Origin of the sequence: Akkermansia sp. GGCC_0220, assembly GCF_017566105.1 — a bacterium.
In the GTDB taxonomy this organism is placed as follows: Bacteria; Verrucomicrobiota; Verrucomicrobiia; order Verrucomicrobiales; family Akkermansiaceae; genus Akkermansia; species Akkermansia massiliensis.
In genome coordinates this window covers 175,090-189,871 of the sequence record NZ_JABFCI010000003.1, presented here as the reverse complement: position 1 = coordinate 189,871, position 14,782 = coordinate 175,090, and the positions used below count along the sequence as shown (strand labels likewise).

The window sequence follows — 14,782 nt, the reverse complement described above, 5'->3', positions numbered from 1 at the left end:
ATTAGAAATAGCCATGCCAATTAATATTAACTTTTTAATTAGATAATTATGAAATTACATCAGAGAATACAAAGAATTTTAATCGCGTGTCTGATTTCTTTATCATCAGTCTATGGAAAAGATCGGACTATAGAATTTTCTGACCAACTGCCGCCGTGTCCCGCAGAATATCTTACTGATTGCCTATTAGCTTCTGATGGTTCAATCTGGATAACGAGCGAAGGACAGGGAATCTACTGTCTGAAACCTTTGGAAAAAGCGCAAGCGGGAAAAGAAAGCTGGTTGGACATATCCTATTATCATGGTCTCAAAAAAGAAACCAATTATTATTCCATTGCTGAAGATAAACAAGGTCGCATCTGGGTTGGCACGGATAATGAAGGGGTATCAGTATTTAATGGAGAGAAATGGAAAACCTACAATCGTGAAAATGCTTTGCTCGGTGAACGTATTTTTGACATAGCCGTATCTCCTGTAACTGGAGACGTTGCTATTGCTACCTCCGGTGGAGTGAATGTCTTTAAACCACAAACGAATCAATGGCTCAATCTAACGCGTGCAGAGGGTTTGGTGGAAGATCAAGTAGAAACTCTTGCCTATGATGATAAAGGAAACCTTTGGCTGGGTTATGCATGTGGAGGTGTTTCTCAATTATCTGAACAACAGAATTATAAGATTATCAATACTGAACAGGCAAAGTGGTACTGGGACAAAGAGAACCGGGTACGCCAACCTATAGAAAGTTTTGGTTCAGGTCTTCCTTCGAATTTATGTAATACAATATTGCCAACAAAAAAGGGCGATATCCTTTTAGGAACTAACAGTGGCTTGGCCTTCAAAAAAGGTACAAGTAGTTGGAAATACCTAAGGGGAGAAGATTGTCGTGACAAAAACCAGGGATTATGGAATGTCAAAGTGGACCGGGATATTTCTTCCAAAGCAGGAGTGTCGCTCCTACCGGAGGACTATGTTACTTGTTTAGCGGAAACCAAGGAAGGATGGTGGATTGGATTCCGCCAAAAGGGAGCTGTTTTAATTAATCCGCTCAATCTGAAAAAAAATAAATTAGGGATATTCCCAAAAAATATTAAGAATCCCTTTGTGAAATCGTTGCTTACTTTACCAAACGGAAGCGTATATGCAGCAACGTATGGACATGGCATTATCAAAATACACGAAGAGAAGAAAAGAAATCAATTAAAAGTCGCTGAGAGAGAGGATTTTCCATCTTTCCCGCCTATTCCTTCTATTAAAACTCGTGATGAACTGAATCAAGAAGCAGTTAAACTTAACCAAGTTGTTGATGAGGAAAACAACCATAAGGTAAAAAAAATCCCCTATGCTGTCGCATGGAAAGAGGACTGGGCGACAAAAGGAGATTGGTATGGATATTACGGCAAAGATTATGCTCTCCTGTGCGGGACCTGCAATATGGGAAATGATATTATAGCCAATTTGGATGTTAAAATTGATAGCAATCAAATATTAGGATTTCATAAGCAGAAAGAAGATTCTTTGTCTGTACGTCCCCATAATGATAATGCGTCATTAAATCCTAATGTACTATTTAATCCGAAAACAGGTACGCGTATAGCAACAGAATGGTCCGATAATGGAGAAGAATACGCATCTAAATTTGATGGGCCCGATATTTGGACAAGTATACAAGTACCAGAAGGATACCATTCTTGTTCACTGTATTTTTATAATTATCAAGGTAAAGATCATAATATAGGAACTTGGAGGGATTTTATTATTGAAGTTAGATCCGGAAAACTTGATGAAGGAGAAAAAATTCAAATGGCTCCAATTCTTGCACGTAGCCGAGTGAAGGATTTCCATGGTAGTGGTGTCTACAAAACATTCATTCTGTCCGGTCCCGAAACTTACAGCATACGAATTCTTAATAATTATTCAAGCGATGCTATACTAAACGGGCTTTTCATTAGCCGCATGGATCTTTTAAAAGAAAAAATGAATAGTATATTTAATAATAAAGATGTTTTTCTTCTTAATAAAAAAATCCCGATTACACCAAAGGGAATTTCTCAAGAAAGAAGTTTTCTCTTATCTTTATACCGCCACTTGAATGCAATAGAAAAAGAAACAGAATTTAAAAAAATATTGAATATATGGACATCGGAAGATCATGAAGCAGTGCAAAAAAAATTCTTGGAAGAGTGGTATCACAAACAAGATGAATATGCTATATACAGGTCACAAGAATTCTTTCCATTTAGTCCTAGAACATTACCTCTCACTGTAGATGAATGCGAAGTAATTGAATACATGGGTCTCGATTGGAAAAGTTATCTACCAAACAGTAAAGTTAAACCAAAAATTGAACTGGTAGAACTGCAAGAGAAAATTTCTTCTATGAGCCAAGCTGAACTAGATAAATTAAAAAATCAATACCAGAAAAAACTTATAGAAGAAATCTCGAAATCATACAAAAATAGAAATACAAAAGAAAATGAAGACTAAATTATTATGTATCATATTCTTGTCAATCCCAACTGCAATGGCATATGAAATGCGGTTATCAGGGCCAAATATCTGTAAACAAGATACAATATATCCTTATGAAGCTATCATGAAGCGCGAAAATGACGATAAGAAAAAAGGGAATTTGAAAGAGCTAAAATATGAGTGGTTTCTTCCAGGATTTATTCCAGAGAAGGCAGATGAAAAGACTCCAATAGCTAAAGTGCGCACCCCCAAAGTTGAGGCATTTTCTCCCGATCCTAAAAAATGGCCCAAAGCCTCAGCAGCATGTAATGGCAAAGCTATTTGGTCGCGAAGACCAGTACAAGAAGTCAAAACATCTAACCGAATAGATGTAACAATATCTCCACAACAACTAAGGTAAATAATATCAGGGGACTTGCCGTATTCCTATGGCAGTCCCCTATTCTAAGCAAGTTACTATTTATTTGCAACGGAAAGGCCATACCACCCTTCCCCGAGCAGCTTCACCAAGGTGAAGGAATATTCCCCCTTGCGGTTGGGCTCCTTGCTGCGGGAAAGCAGGACGCGCACGCGGAGCATGTCAAGTTCGTCATTAGCGTTCAGCACCCGGTATGGGGAATGCTCCATTTCCTCATTGATTTTAAACAGCATAAACAGTCGCTTGCCCGTTTCCGATTTTCTGGGAACATAAACCATGGGCCGCGCAATGCTGCGCTCCTCCGACCCGTTCATTCCGGGAGCGATCAGCTTGAACGCGTAGTTGTCCTTATTCTCCGACATGCGGTCCCGGATCATCCACACGCGGAATTCCGCGATGTCCTCCCCTTTTCCACGGACAAAATCCTCCCAGTTCACCGGCTGGTAGCGGGCGAACTGCTGCCAGTCCAGCTTCCAGGCGCCATCCTGTCCATCCTTGAAAAAGCAGAATTCCATGTCGGGCGTCTTTTCAAAGCCTATCAGCAACTGGGCGCAGGGATGCCCCTCCACCTCAAGCACGGCGAAACTTTTAGGCCCCACGGGCTTGCTGGCAATCACCTCAGGCGGAGATACGGCGTAATGCCTGACCATCAAAGGAAGCGATTGCAGGGAATTCCACACGAAGGAGGATTTCTGGACCACGTCCGGAGCGCTCAAATATTTCTGCGCCTCCACCAGGCAATTGCGCAGCAGGTCCTGCCGCTCCATCGGGGGAATGTGGCAGGGAGGCCAGAAACTGTAGTCCACCTTGTCCTTCAGCGTGGCCTGCAATTCCCCGGACAGCATCTCCGGCGTGGCGCAAATCCGCGCGGCGGCCCCTGAATCCCGGGATGCCTGGCGCTTCTGGAGCCAGAAAAAAAGGCCGCCGAAAAACAGCCCCAGCGCCATCATGAAGAAGATGACGGAAAGAATGCGCCCCAGCGCGCCGCCCGCTTTTCCGCCGCTCCTGCGCGCGGCAGGGGAAAGGGGCGGTTTATTGTCAGATAAATCACTCATTTTAAACCGGAAATACCCACAGAAAACAACTGCGGAAGGATGGTCAAACACTACCGGAACGCCAAGGGTAACGCAACGATAAAAAACAGACACATTTTTTTATCCCTTCCGGAGAAAATTGTTTCACATCCACAAGCGGGTGATGTACATTAAACCGGACGAGTTTCAAGAACTCCCACCTTACCTTTCACCCCTCCCTCTTTTTAACGCCATGTTTGGATCATTCACCACCGTTCCCGCCCCCAAGGGCAACAAGAATCCTGAATCCACCCCCAGCTGGATGGACGTAGCCAAGAGCCAGGACACCCCCGAACCGGTTGCGGAGGCCGTACCCTCCCCCGCTTCCTACGCCCCCACTACGCGCGTCCAGCAACTGACCCGCAACGTGCTGAACTCCGACGTGGAGGTTGTCGGCTCCCTGCGTTTTTCCGACGACCTGCTGATTGACGGCACCGTTGAAGGCGACATTTCTTCCGAAGGGGTGCTCTCCGTAGGCCAGAATGCCGTCATCCGCGCGGAAATCAACACCAAGTCCGTCATCATCCACGGCAAGGTCATCGGCAATGTAACGGTTACGGACCGCGTGGAACTGAAAAGCACCGCGGAACTCGTAGGCGACATCCAGGCCGCCTCCCTGGCTATTGAAGGCGGCGCGATCTTCATCGGCCATTCCACCGTAGGCGCCCCCACGGTAGGCACCGCCGGAGCCTCCGCCGCGAAGAAAGCGGCCCCCGTTCATACCTTCACTCCGGAACCGGAAGCCCCCGCCCCGACCAGCCAGAGCACGCTGGACATTGACGCGGAATAAGAAAAACCTTCCACCAGCCATTTTCAGGGGCGTCAAAGGAACGGATCGTTCTTTTGCCGCCCTCTTTGTTCCATGACTCCCTCCTTCCATCCCGTTCCACGGACCAGCAGCGCGCCTTCCGGGAAAATCAGGCGTCCCGCTCCGGCCCCGCCCTGGACGCTCCCGGCAGCCGCGGAAAGCAGGCCTGCGCCCACCCGGGAGGTGGAATGCTTTTCCTGCCGCAAAAACACTTCCGTTCCCGTCACGGCCGTTTCCGCCAGATGCGGGCACTGCTCCGCCTACATCAAGCTGGACGACGTCATTCTGCACAGCAGGACGCACAGAACGAAGGTGCAGACCTGCGGAAGCGTCACCGTGCAGGCCAATGCAGACCTGAAGGGACTGAACATCGAATGCCGGGACCTGGTCTTATACGGCAGGGCGTCCGGCGATTTTCTGTGCCGGGGCGTCTGCAAGATCAAAACGGACCAGCACATCTCCGGCTCCATCTCCGCCCGCAGGCTGGTGGTGGAAAAAAAGACGACGGTGCTGGTCACAGGAGTCATCCAGGTGGAAAACATCTGGATACAGGGTTCCCTGGAAGGAACGCTCACGGCGGATGAAACCGTTACCATCCACCGGCACGCCAAATTCCTGGGGGACATCACGGCGCGCCGCCTCATCATTGAGGAAGGGGGGGCGCACCAGGGCTCCTTTACCCGGCTTACGTGACATGAACCTTCCCATCTCCATCCGCGGCGCACGCCAGCACAACCTCCGGAACCTGGACCTGGACCTTCCGTCCAACAAGCTGATCGTGTTCAGCGGCCCTTCCGGCTCCGGAAAATCCTCCCTGGCGTTCGACACGCTTTTCTCCGAATCCCGCAGGCGTTTCCTGGATTGTCTTTCGGCACGGGCCAGGCAGGGCATGGAACAGCCGGAAAAGCCGGAGGTGGACAGCATCACCGGACTGCCCCCGGCCCTGTGCCTGGAACAATCCGCCAGGCAGCAGAGTTCTCGCACCCTGCTGGGGAGCATCACGGAAATTCTGGACTACCTGCGCATCCTGTATGCGGCTGCCGGCACTCCCCATGACCCGGAAACGGGCAAGGAACTGGTGCGCAAAAGCCCGGACCAGATTACGGAGGAACTCGTCTCCCTGCCGGAACAGACGCGCCTGGTCCTGGCCGCTCCGGCGGAAGCCCTGCTGGCCCAGGATCCTGCGGCGACTCTGGGCGACTTCCAGCGCCAGGGCTTTCTGCGGGTCTATTGGAACGGGGAAATGCAGGATATTGAGGAAATAGGCTCCCCGGCTCCTCCCCCGCCGGATGCCGCCCTGGTCATCGACCGCATCATCGTCCGCGGGGAAAACACGGCCTCCCGCCTGGCGGACTCCCTCCAAACGGCCCTCCGGATCAATCCGGACGAGGTGCGGGCCATCATCACCAGGCCGGGGGAAGAAACTACCGTCCAGGCCTTCCATACCCGCTACCGCAACCCGGAAACGGGCTTCCTGCTTCCCCAGCTTACGCCCCGCCATTTCTCCTTCAACTCTCCACTGGGCGCGTGCCCTTCCTGCCAGGGCTCCGGCCTGAATGAGCGGGAAAAAGGCCCATGCTCCGCCTGCGGCGGCCTGCGGCTCTCCCCCCTGGCGCTGGCCGTCACCATGCACACGCCGGACCGCGCCTATAACCTGGCGGAACTGACGGCTCTACCGCTGGAAGACATGGCCGGAGAGCTGGAACGGCTGAAGACGCCCGCCTCCCTGGCGGCGGCGCTGGACCCGCTCATGAAGGAGATCAACAAGCGCGTGCGCTTCCTGAACGAACTGGGCCTTTCCTACCTCTCCCTGGACCGGCAGGCAAACACTCTTTCCGGCGGGGAACTGCAAAGGGCGCGCCTGGCCTCCCAGCTGGGCGGCGGTCTTTCCGGGGTCCTTTACATCCTGGACGAACCTACTGCCGGACTTCACCCCGCCGATACGGACCGCCTGCTCCGCGCGCTCCGGACGCTCCGGGACCAGGGCAACACGGTCCTGGTAGTGGAGCACGACGAACAAATTCTGAACGCGGCGGACCATCTGGTGGACATGGGCCCCGGCTCCGGCACCCACGGCGGCCGTATTCTGGCGCAAGGTCCCCTTCCGGAAATTCTGGAAAACGCCGAGAGCCCTACCGGAGCATGGCTCTCCGGCAAACGGAGCATGCCCGCCTCCGGACACAGGACGGTTCCCACCGGGCATCTGGTCCTGGCCGGGGCGGACAAGCACAACCTCAACAACGTCACCCTGAACATCCCGGTAGGCACGCTGACCTGCATCTCCGGGCCCTCCGGTTCCGGAAAATCCACTCTTGTCCGGGACTGCCTCATTCCCGCGGTCAGGCAGGACATCCCCGGGAAAAAGGGCGTTCCGCGCCGCGTGCAGGGCTCGGAACACTTCAACCGCCTCGTCGTCATCGACCAGTCGCCCATCGGCAGGACGCCGCGCTCCACGCCGGCCACAGCCACCGGACTGCTCCAGGTTCTGCGCCCCCTTTACGCCCAGCTCCCTCTTTCCAAGCAAAGGGGATACACGGCGGCGCGCTTTTCCCCCAACATCCGCGGGGGGCGCTGCGAACGGTGCCTGGGCACGGGCATGATTGAAGTGGACATGAACTTTCTGGGCAACGTCACGATGCCCTGCGACGCCTGCCAGGGCCAGTGCTACAACCGGGAAACGCTGGAAGTCACCTGGAAGGGAAAATCCATCGCCCAGGCGCTGGCGCTGACGGTGGATGAAGCGGCGGAATTCTTCTCCTCCCTGCCCCGGGCCGCCGCTATCCTGAAAAGCATGCAGGACGTAGGCCTGGGATACCTCAGCCTCAACCGCCGGGCAGACACCCTCTCCGGCGGGGAATCCCAGCGCATCAAAATAGCCGCGGAGCTGGCCAAGGCCCCGGCCTGGAAACTGGCGGAGGACGGCAAGCGCGCCCTCTTCATTCTTGACGAACCTACCAGCGGCCTCCACTTCAATGAAGTGGCCCTTCTTCTGACGGCTCTTTTCCGTCTGAGGGACGCCGGGCACACCATCCTCTGCGTGGAACACCACAAGGACCTGCTGAACGCCGCGGACTACCTGGTTGACATGGGCCCCGGAGCCGGAAGACATGGCGGAAACATCGTGGCGGAAGGAACGCCCGCCGCCGTAGCAGCCATGCCGGAAGCCCCCACGGCGCCGTGGCTTCTCGCCCGTTAAGGAAGAATAATTATTATTATCTTGACGTTTTTCAGGCTTTTATCTAGCAATATGGGAATTCCTCTCTGCTTTTCCGATGAATCCCCGTTCCTTTTCCCTAGCGCTGCTGGCGCTGTTTCTTCTTCCTGAAACACTCCATGCCACGCCCGTATTCCTTGAAAACGTCTCCGAATCCGGCGGATGGTATGACTGCAACAAGAAAACCAAATGGAAGTGGGGCAGCGGTTCCATGACAGACCGTCCTTCCGGCTACTACAGCCCGGACAATCCCGTAGACAGCCAGCTCTGCTGGGCAGCGGCGGCCTCCAACGTTCTTCAATGGTGGCAGAATACCAGAAGCGACCTCTCACCTACGACCCCCAACGGAAAATCCTCCACTTACGGCAACATGCCGGAAGCCTGCCAGCTGCGCATTTACCAAACCCTGGCGACGAGCTGGACTGACAAGGGAGGGTCCGTGGAACAGGCTTACAACTGGTGGTTCAACGGAGGAATGCTTCCCTCCGCCTTTTATGGGACCGACTCCACGATCAGGGACAACCCCTCCTCCGAAGGAGGCTACTGGAAAGAGCTGAACCTGACCGTGACCTACGACAAGTGGGGAACGCCGGACAACACCCCGCTGTTCAATTCCTACACCTTCTGGGAGGGCGATACCAGGGACGGAATCTACAGCGTTTTGAAAAACAGCATCAACAACAACTGGGGAACCACGCTCAGCATCGGCGAGTACGGAACCGGCCACGCCATCACCATGTGGGGCTATGATATGGACGCGGACGGGAACCTGATTATCTACCTGACGGATTCCGATGACTATGCATTGGGAATGTTCCGGCAGAAAGTTATCGTGGACGATGAGAAACACATCTATCTGACCAGCGTGGACGGTGAAAACAACGTGTACGGCTATAATTACGGTGAAGCAGGCCTGACCGGCACGCGGCTGGGCGAACTTCAAAGCTTCACCGCCCCGCTGGGAGACCTCAGGATTCCGGAACCCGGCACTGGAATTCTCTCCCTCTGCGGCGTATTCCTTGCCGTGTCCCGCCGCAGGCGCATCCTGCGGTAAGGCCATCCGAACTCCCTTCTCTCTCAAAAACGGGTCTTGATTCTTGCCGGGGAAATGTGCAGAATCGGGAAACGCATAAGTTCAGAAGAGCATGAATTGTTCCAATGTTCTCCAGTGCGGTTACCTGTGAAATGAATGACGCTTCCAACAACCACGGCGAGCTGGAAAGCACCGTCTCGACCTATTCCGTCGACATAGAAACCCTTCAGCAGATAGCCCTGAAAGGAGACGCCCAGGCACTGTTCCAACTGGCGATCAGTTATGAACAGGGGCGCGGGGTAGCGGAAAACCAGCAGGAAGCCTTCTACTGCTACCAGCAGGCGGCGGAACTGGGCCACGTGACAGCCCAGCTCAACCTTGGCTGGGCCTACTCCAACGGCATAGGCGCCCCGCAGGACAATGACAAAGCCTTTTACTGGTACCGGAAAGCCGCCGAGCAAGGCCATCCCACCGCGCAATTCGACCTCGGATTCTGCTATATCAACGGGCTGGGCGTGGAAAAAGACGAAAACCAGGCCATCACCTGGTACAAAAAAGCGGCGGAACAGGGTCACGCGGTAGCCCAGCTCAACCTCGGCTGGATTTACGCCAACAGCGCCAGCCAGAAAAACTGGGAACAGGCCGTGTACTGGTACAAGCAGGCCGCGGAACAGGGGGATCCCCGTGCCCAGTACAACCTGGCCTGGTGCTACGGCAATGGAAGCGGCACTCCCCGGAATCCGCAAAAAGCCGCCTACTGGTATGAGGAGGCCGCCATGCAGAACCACGCTACGGCCCAGTATAACCTGGGCTGGTGTTATGAAAACGGTTTCGGCGTGCAGCCGAATATCGACAAGGCGCTGGTATGGTACCACAAATCAGCCCTCCAGGGCCAGATCACGGCCCAATACACGCTGGGCTGGTGCTACGGCAACGGCCGGGGCATGGAAGTGGACATGGCCAAAGCCGTCCACTGGTACACCAAGGCCGCCGAACAGGGCCATACAACGGCCCAGCTCAACCTGGGGTGGTGCCACCTGAACGGCAAGGGAACGCCCGTCAACCGGGAGGAAGCCTTGAAATGGTATCTCAAGGCGGCGGAACAGGGCAACGCCACAGCCATGTTCAATGTGGGCAACTGCTACGCCCACGGCTACGGCATTCCGCAGGATGACGAACAGGCGGCGGAATGGTACCAGAAAGCCGTCAGGCACGGCAACAAAAAGGCCGCCAGCGCCCTGCGCCACCTGGCCTCCAAGCAGGAAAAAGAGAAAAAACCGGATGCGGAGGCCTGAAAAAACGCTTCTTCTTTTTACAAGAATCGGAGAATCCCTTTTCGCAGCGCAGCAGCCATCAAAAAACGCAGGGAAAAAATATATCCCCATGGCTTAAAGAAAAAACGTCCGCCTGGGATTGAAGGCCCCCAGCCTTCATCAAGAAGCCGCCGCATTCCATCACCGCCGCCTCTTCCTCCCACCGTCCGCCGGGCCTTTCCGGGACAACCTTTCCACCGCCTCCGGCAGCCGTGTTGCGCCATCGCCGCCCAGCACGACGTCAATATCCTCAAGAGCGCGAATCAGATCGATCACTTCCCGCCGGGGCAAGGCCCCACCCGCAGACATGCAGAAATGGGTGCGGCACGCCAGCGGCCTTCCCTGGTAAATCATGCACTTCCCCTGCCCGTTCAGAAATGGGCAGCTTCCGTCCGGCGGCAGCTCCACGCGCGTGCGTCCGGCGGCGCGCCACGCCTTCCAGGCCATCCACGCCTCCCCCAGCGTCACATGCGGCGTCTCTCCTGTCAGCCGGAACCGGCAACAGTCCGCCACGCCCGTGCAGGAACGCTGCGCCCGGGAAGCGCGGAGAGCGCCTTCATCCAGAAGGCGCCGCACTTCCATCAGCATTTCAGCGGAGGGAACAGCTCCGTCCGCTCTTCCATGACGGCACTTCCCCGGCGCCATGACTGCGGCGGTTAATGCGTCAGGCCGTCGGCCTTCGCCTGGTTCCAATACGCGTACTCGGAACGGTTGAAGTCCACATACTCCGGAGACAAATCCGTGGTGTACACCGTATGGGAAAACTCGCCCCGGTTCAAATTGATATCCACCTGGAATGCGGAAACCTGCACGGCCTGCCGCAATTCGTCCGACGGAGTATCCGCCTGCATGCCGCCGCGGCAGGCGGCCAATCCGGCGATGTCGATGTCGATCTTCTCTTCATCCACCTTCGCGCCGCAATAGCCCACGGCATGGATAATGCGCCCCCAGTTGGGATCGTTCCCGTTCCAGGAACTCTTCACCAGGGATGACTTGGCGACGGCTTCCGCCGCCTTCTTCGCTTCATCCTCCGTACGGCCTCCGGTCACATGCACGGTCACAAACTTGGTCACGCGTTCGCCGTCCTGCACGATATGCTTGGCCAGCTCCAGCATCACATGGGCCAGAGCCTGCTGGAACGCGTAAATATCTTCCGGGGATTCCAGCTTCACGCCGGAAGCGCCGTTCGCCATCACCAGCACCGTGTCGTTCGTGCTCATGTCGCCGTCGATGGTGATGCAATTGAAGGAACTTTTCACGCCGGACTGCACGCACAGCTCCAGCACGTCGCGGGAAATGCCCGCGTCCGTCGTAATAAAGCACAGCATGGTAGCCATGCAGGGATTGATCATGCCCGCGCCCTTGCAGCACGCGCCGATGCGCACGGGCCTGCCCTGCACCATGAACTCAATGGCAATGATCTTCTCCTTCGTATCGCTGGTCATCACGGCCTGGGCCACCTCGTGCCCCTTGTCGCGGGAAAGGCCTTCCGCCAATTCCGGGAACTTCGGGTAAATGCGCATCATGGGCATCGGCAGGCCGATCACGCCGGTGGAGCACACGGCCACTTCCGCAGGCTTCAGCCCAAGAAGTTCCGCAACGCTCCTGCACTCGCCCCTGGCGTCTTCCACACCCTGGGCTCCGGTACACGCGTTCGCATTCCCGCTGTTCGCCACGATGGCGCGGATATTCCCCTTCCGGAGGTGCTCCCGGCTCACCTTCACGCAGGCGGCCTGCACTCGGTTGGTCGTGAACGTGCCTGCGGAAACGCAGGGTTCCGTGGAATAAATCAGGGCCAGGTCCAGGCGCGTGGCCGTAGGCTTCTTGATGCCGCAGCTTACGGCGCTCCCCACAAAGCCCTGGGGCGCGCAAACGCCCCCGTCAACCGGAATATAGGATGAATCATTCATCGTCTTGAAGTGCCTTCCAGCGTATCAAAAAACTACAGGACCCACAAGCCTTCCGTTTCATCGAACCCGCACATGATATTGAAGGACTGGACGGCCTGGCCGCCCGCGCCTTTCACCACATTATCCTCCGCGCTCATCAGAATCACGCGGTTCGTCCGGGGATCATAAGCCCAGCCGATGTCCACGCAATTCGTCCGCGTCACATTCTTGGTATCCGCAGGCTGGTTGCGGCCCAGAAGGCGCACGAACGGAGCCGCCGCATAAGCTTCTTCCAGCAGGCGGCCGACGGACTCGGGATCCGCTCCCTTCTTCACCCTGGCCGTAATGGTGGAGCAAATGCCCGTATTCACGGGAATCAAATGGGGGGTAAAGGACATCACCACCGTCTTCCCGGCGGCATGGGAAAGCTCCTGCTCAATCTCGCTCAAATGGCGGTGCTTCGGCACGCCGTAAGCATGGAAACTCTCATTGCACTCGCAGAACAGCAGGGGAATGGACGCCTTGCGCCCTGCGCCGCTCACGCCGCTGCCGGAGCAGACCACGACGTCCTCCGGCTCCAGAATGCCGGCCTTGAACAGGGGAATCAGGGGAAGAAGGATGCTGGTGGGATAGCAGCCGGGGGAAGCTACGATGCGCGCCCGGGCAATCTCCTCCCCGCGCCACTCCGGCAGGCCGTACACGGCCTCCTGCATCAGGGCCGTATCCGGATGGGCGTTGCCGTAATACTCCTCGTACACTTCCGGGCTGTCCAGGCGGAAATCCGCGCTCAGGTCAATCACGCGCACGCCGCGGTCCACCAGGCCGCGGGCATAGGAAGCGGCCACGCCATGCGGCAGCGCCAGGAAAGCCACCTCCGCGCCCGTGGCGGCAATCGCGTCCACATCGGAATCCGTAAACTTCAGGTCGGAACCCGGAACCTGCCGGAAACGGGGAAACACCTCCCACAACGGCTGTCCGGCATACTGGCGGGAGGTAGCGCACACCAGCTTCACTCCGCGGTGATTCAACAGGATGCGCAACAACTCCTGTCCGGTGTAGCCACTGGCCCCGACGACTGCAACTTGAACTTGCTTCATGACAAAAAAGATATGCTATGAAAAAAGACTCTTGCCAACACTAAAGTTTTCCTATATACACCTCGCCGTCGCAAGACACGGCCCCGGTCGGTCCGATTTTATCGGGTTGTAGCGCAGTCTGGTAGCGCACCTGCATGGGGTGCAGGGGGTCGCAGGTTCGAATCCTGTCAACCCGACCACTTTTAACCGCTGTAAGTTGAAAAGCTTACGGCGGTTTTTCATTTTCAGGCATATTGAAATAATTGCCGTCCGCCTGCCTCTCAACATCATGGGGATGTGGGTCTTTCTATCCATGAGCCCGCGTCAATGCGGAAAAATTAGGAAAAGGAGAAAAGCACGTGGAATCGTTGTATTCTGCCCATTTGGCGTTTCCGCCTGACGTTGCATGCGGGATGACTTCTTTTTGAAATACATGCAAATTCCTTTCGCAAGGTGTCTGTCCTGAAACAGGTTCCCGAATAATCAGGAGATATGTATCCAAGGAAAAACAGGATGTTCACCAGCCGGGGTTATCCCGAACCAATTAGACAACAATCATGAATGAGATTATCACGATTAACGGAATCCTGATGACCACGCAGAATGAATTTTCCGCTCATGCAGGAAACGCAAGCATTCACGTCACGGCACAGGAAAAGGAAAAATGGAACTCAGGCGGTCAAGGACCTAAAGGAGACAAGGGCGATCCGGGAGCCCCGGGACCGGAAGGCCCCCAAGGCCCCAAGGGTGAACCCGGCATCCAGGGCCCTGCCGGTCCACAGGGCCCCAAAGGAGACAAGGGGGATAAAGGTGACGCTGGTCCCGAAGGTCCGCAAGGTTCCAGCGTGCCTCCTGGCTGCTTCATGTGGTTCTGCGGCAGCACAGCCCCGAACGGCTGGCTGGAATGCAATGGCACGACTCTCCAAATCAGTCAGTATCCTGAATTGTACGCGGCAATCAGCACCACCTATGGCGGCGACGGTGTAGCTACCTTCGCCCTTCCCGACTTGACAAGAGACAGGGGATTGTTCATCCGTTCCACTTCTACAGAGAGAACTGTAGGCAGCGTGCAAGGGGATGCCATCAGAAACATTAAAGGAGCCTTTGGATTTTTGGGAACTGGTAAATCTCAAGGCTGGGCGACTAATTTAGAAGGCGCCTTCGGGTATATCCAAGACACGACAAATCGAAACACAGTTTCTATGTCAAGTACTGGCACGTTAAACAATACTACTAAACAATGGACTTTTGATGCATCCAAATCTGTACCCACTGCTGAAGAAAACCGTCCCGTCAATATAGCCTTCATGCCAGTCATCAAATACTAAGACAAATTTCAAGGACAGTCCTACGGACCGTTTCAACCGCTGCAGGTACCAACCTGCAGCGGTTTTTCTTTTTCTCAAAGAAAATCCTGGCCGCCTCTCCATGCGATAAAAACCATTCTCCAAATAAAGGATTCTTCTTTTATATTGTTAGCTCTTGAAGC

Annotated in this window: 12 protein-coding genes and 1 tRNA gene; 9 read left to right on the top strand and 4 right to left on the bottom strand. The window is 54.9% G+C overall.

The window, feature by feature from the left end:
- Positions 1-48 precede the first annotated feature (48 nt).
- Positions 49-2,484 carry a two-component regulator propeller domain-containing protein gene (locus HJW02_RS03575; RefSeq protein WP_102722587.1) on the top strand — a complete coding sequence of 812 codons (2,436 nt, stop codon included), beginning with the start codon at positions 49-51 and terminating at the stop codon, positions 2,482-2,484.
- A complete protein-coding gene (locus tag HJW02_RS03570; protein WP_146018157.1) occupies positions 2,474-2,869 on the top strand; it encodes a hypothetical protein in 396 nt (131 codons plus the stop codon). The genes HJW02_RS03575 and HJW02_RS03570 overlap by 11 nt, the downstream gene beginning before the upstream one ends.
- A 56-nt stretch (positions 2,870-2,925) precedes the next feature.
- Here HJW02_RS03570 and HJW02_RS03565 read toward each other — a convergent pair whose 3' ends face one another.
- On the bottom strand, positions 2,926-3,942 hold the full coding sequence (locus HJW02_RS03565) for a hypothetical protein (protein ID WP_102722588.1): 1,017 nt from the start codon (positions 3,940-3,942) through the stop codon (positions 2,926-2,928).
- Positions 3,943-4,153: 211 nt separating this feature from the next.
- Between HJW02_RS03565 and HJW02_RS03560 the strand changes: the two genes are divergently transcribed.
- The 5 genes from HJW02_RS03560 (at position 4,154) to HJW02_RS03540 (ending at position 10,310) form a co-directional block, all read left to right on the top strand.
- On the top strand, positions 4,154-4,750 hold the full coding sequence (locus tag HJW02_RS03560; protein WP_022396162.1) for a polymer-forming cytoskeletal protein: 597 nt from the start codon (positions 4,154-4,156) through the stop codon (positions 4,748-4,750).
- Between the two features lie 72 nt (positions 4,751-4,822).
- Positions 4,823-5,461, top strand: a complete 639-nt coding sequence (locus HJW02_RS03555) for a polymer-forming cytoskeletal protein (RefSeq protein ID WP_102722589.1) — start codon at positions 4,823-4,825, stop codon at positions 5,459-5,461.
- Between the two features lies 1 nt (position 5,462).
- Complete coding sequence (locus tag HJW02_RS03550; RefSeq protein ID WP_102722590.1) at positions 5,463-7,964, top strand: excinuclease ABC subunit UvrA; 2,502 nt, start codon at positions 5,463-5,465, stop codon at positions 7,962-7,964.
- A gap of 76 nt (positions 7,965-8,040) precedes the next feature.
- Complete coding sequence (locus HJW02_RS03545; protein WP_102722591.1) at positions 8,041-9,036, top strand: IdeS/Mac family cysteine endopeptidase; 996 nt, start codon at positions 8,041-8,043, stop codon at positions 9,034-9,036.
- Positions 9,037-9,167: 131 nt separating this feature from the next.
- Positions 9,168-10,310, top strand: coding sequence for an SEL1-like repeat protein (locus HJW02_RS03540; RefSeq protein ID WP_180971835.1), 1,143 nt, complete (start codon positions 9,168-9,170; stop codon positions 10,308-10,310).
- A gap of 159 nt (positions 10,311-10,469) precedes the next feature.
- Here HJW02_RS03540 and HJW02_RS03535 read toward each other — a convergent pair whose 3' ends face one another.
- Genes HJW02_RS03535 through argC form a run of 3 tightly spaced genes read right to left on the bottom strand, consistent with a single transcriptional unit; the run spans position 10,470 to position 13,314 of the window.
- Positions 10,470-10,973, bottom strand: coding sequence for a YkgJ family cysteine cluster protein (locus HJW02_RS03535; protein ID WP_102722592.1), 504 nt, complete (start codon positions 10,971-10,973; stop codon positions 10,470-10,472).
- An 11-nt stretch (positions 10,974-10,984) separates the two neighbouring features.
- Positions 10,985-12,238: a bifunctional glutamate N-acetyltransferase/amino-acid acetyltransferase ArgJ gene (gene argJ / locus HJW02_RS03530; RefSeq protein WP_102722593.1), complete on the bottom strand. Its 1,254-nt coding sequence runs from the start codon at positions 12,236-12,238 to the stop codon at positions 10,985-10,987.
- A gap of 32 nt (positions 12,239-12,270) precedes the next feature.
- Entirely contained in the window at positions 12,271-13,314 is a 1,044-nt protein-coding gene (argC, locus tag HJW02_RS03525) for an N-acetyl-gamma-glutamyl-phosphate reductase (protein ID WP_102722594.1), read from the bottom strand.
- Positions 13,315-13,416: 102 nt separating this feature from the next.
- On the opposite strand from argC, the gene HJW02_RS03520 reads away from it, so the two are divergent.
- Positions 13,417-13,493, top strand: a tRNA-Pro gene (locus tag HJW02_RS03520).
- Positions 13,494-13,850: 357 nt separating this feature from the next.
- The gene (locus HJW02_RS03515; RefSeq protein ID WP_102722595.1) at positions 13,851-14,621 is read left to right on the top strand and encodes a phage tail protein; all 771 of its coding nucleotides are present in this window, start codon (positions 13,851-13,853) and stop codon (positions 14,619-14,621) included.
- Positions 14,622-14,782: the final 161 nt, after the last annotated feature.

What these genes read in the sequence shown, in the direction of transcription:
- HJW02_RS03565 (WP_102722588.1), bottom strand. Translation starts at nt 3,942, where the DNA reads ATGAGTGATTTATCTGACAATAAACCGCCCCTTTCCCCTGCCGCGCGC.
- HJW02_RS03570 (WP_146018157.1), top strand. Translation starts at nt 2,474, where the DNA reads ATGAAGACTAAATTATTATGTATCATATTCTTGTCAATCCCAACTGCA.
- HJW02_RS03575 (WP_102722587.1), top strand. Translation starts at nt 49, where the DNA reads ATGAAATTACATCAGAGAATACAAAGAATTTTAATCGCGTGTCTGATT.
- HJW02_RS03560 (WP_022396162.1), top strand. Translation starts at nt 4,154, where the DNA reads ATGTTTGGATCATTCACCACCGTTCCCGCCCCCAAGGGCAACAAGAAT.
- HJW02_RS03555 (WP_102722589.1), top strand. Translation starts at nt 4,823, where the DNA reads ATGACTCCCTCCTTCCATCCCGTTCCACGGACCAGCAGCGCGCCTTCC.
- argJ (WP_102722593.1), bottom strand. Translation starts at nt 12,238, where the DNA reads ATGAATGATTCATCCTATATTCCGGTTGACGGGGGCGTTTGCGCGCCC.
- HJW02_RS03515 (WP_102722595.1), top strand. Translation starts at nt 13,851, where the DNA reads ATGAATGAGATTATCACGATTAACGGAATCCTGATGACCACGCAGAAT.
- HJW02_RS03535 (WP_102722592.1), bottom strand. Translation starts at nt 10,973, where the DNA reads ATGGCGCCGGGGAAGTGCCGTCATGGAAGAGCGGACGGAGCTGTTCCC.
- HJW02_RS03545 (WP_102722591.1), top strand. Translation starts at nt 8,041, where the DNA reads ATGAATCCCCGTTCCTTTTCCCTAGCGCTGCTGGCGCTGTTTCTTCTT.
- HJW02_RS03550 (WP_102722590.1), top strand. Translation starts at nt 5,463, where the DNA reads ATGAACCTTCCCATCTCCATCCGCGGCGCACGCCAGCACAACCTCCGG.
- HJW02_RS03540 (WP_180971835.1), top strand. Translation starts at nt 9,168, where the DNA reads ATGAATGACGCTTCCAACAACCACGGCGAGCTGGAAAGCACCGTCTCG.
- argC (WP_102722594.1), bottom strand. Translation starts at nt 13,314, where the DNA reads ATGAAGCAAGTTCAAGTTGCAGTCGTCGGGGCCAGTGGCTACACCGGA.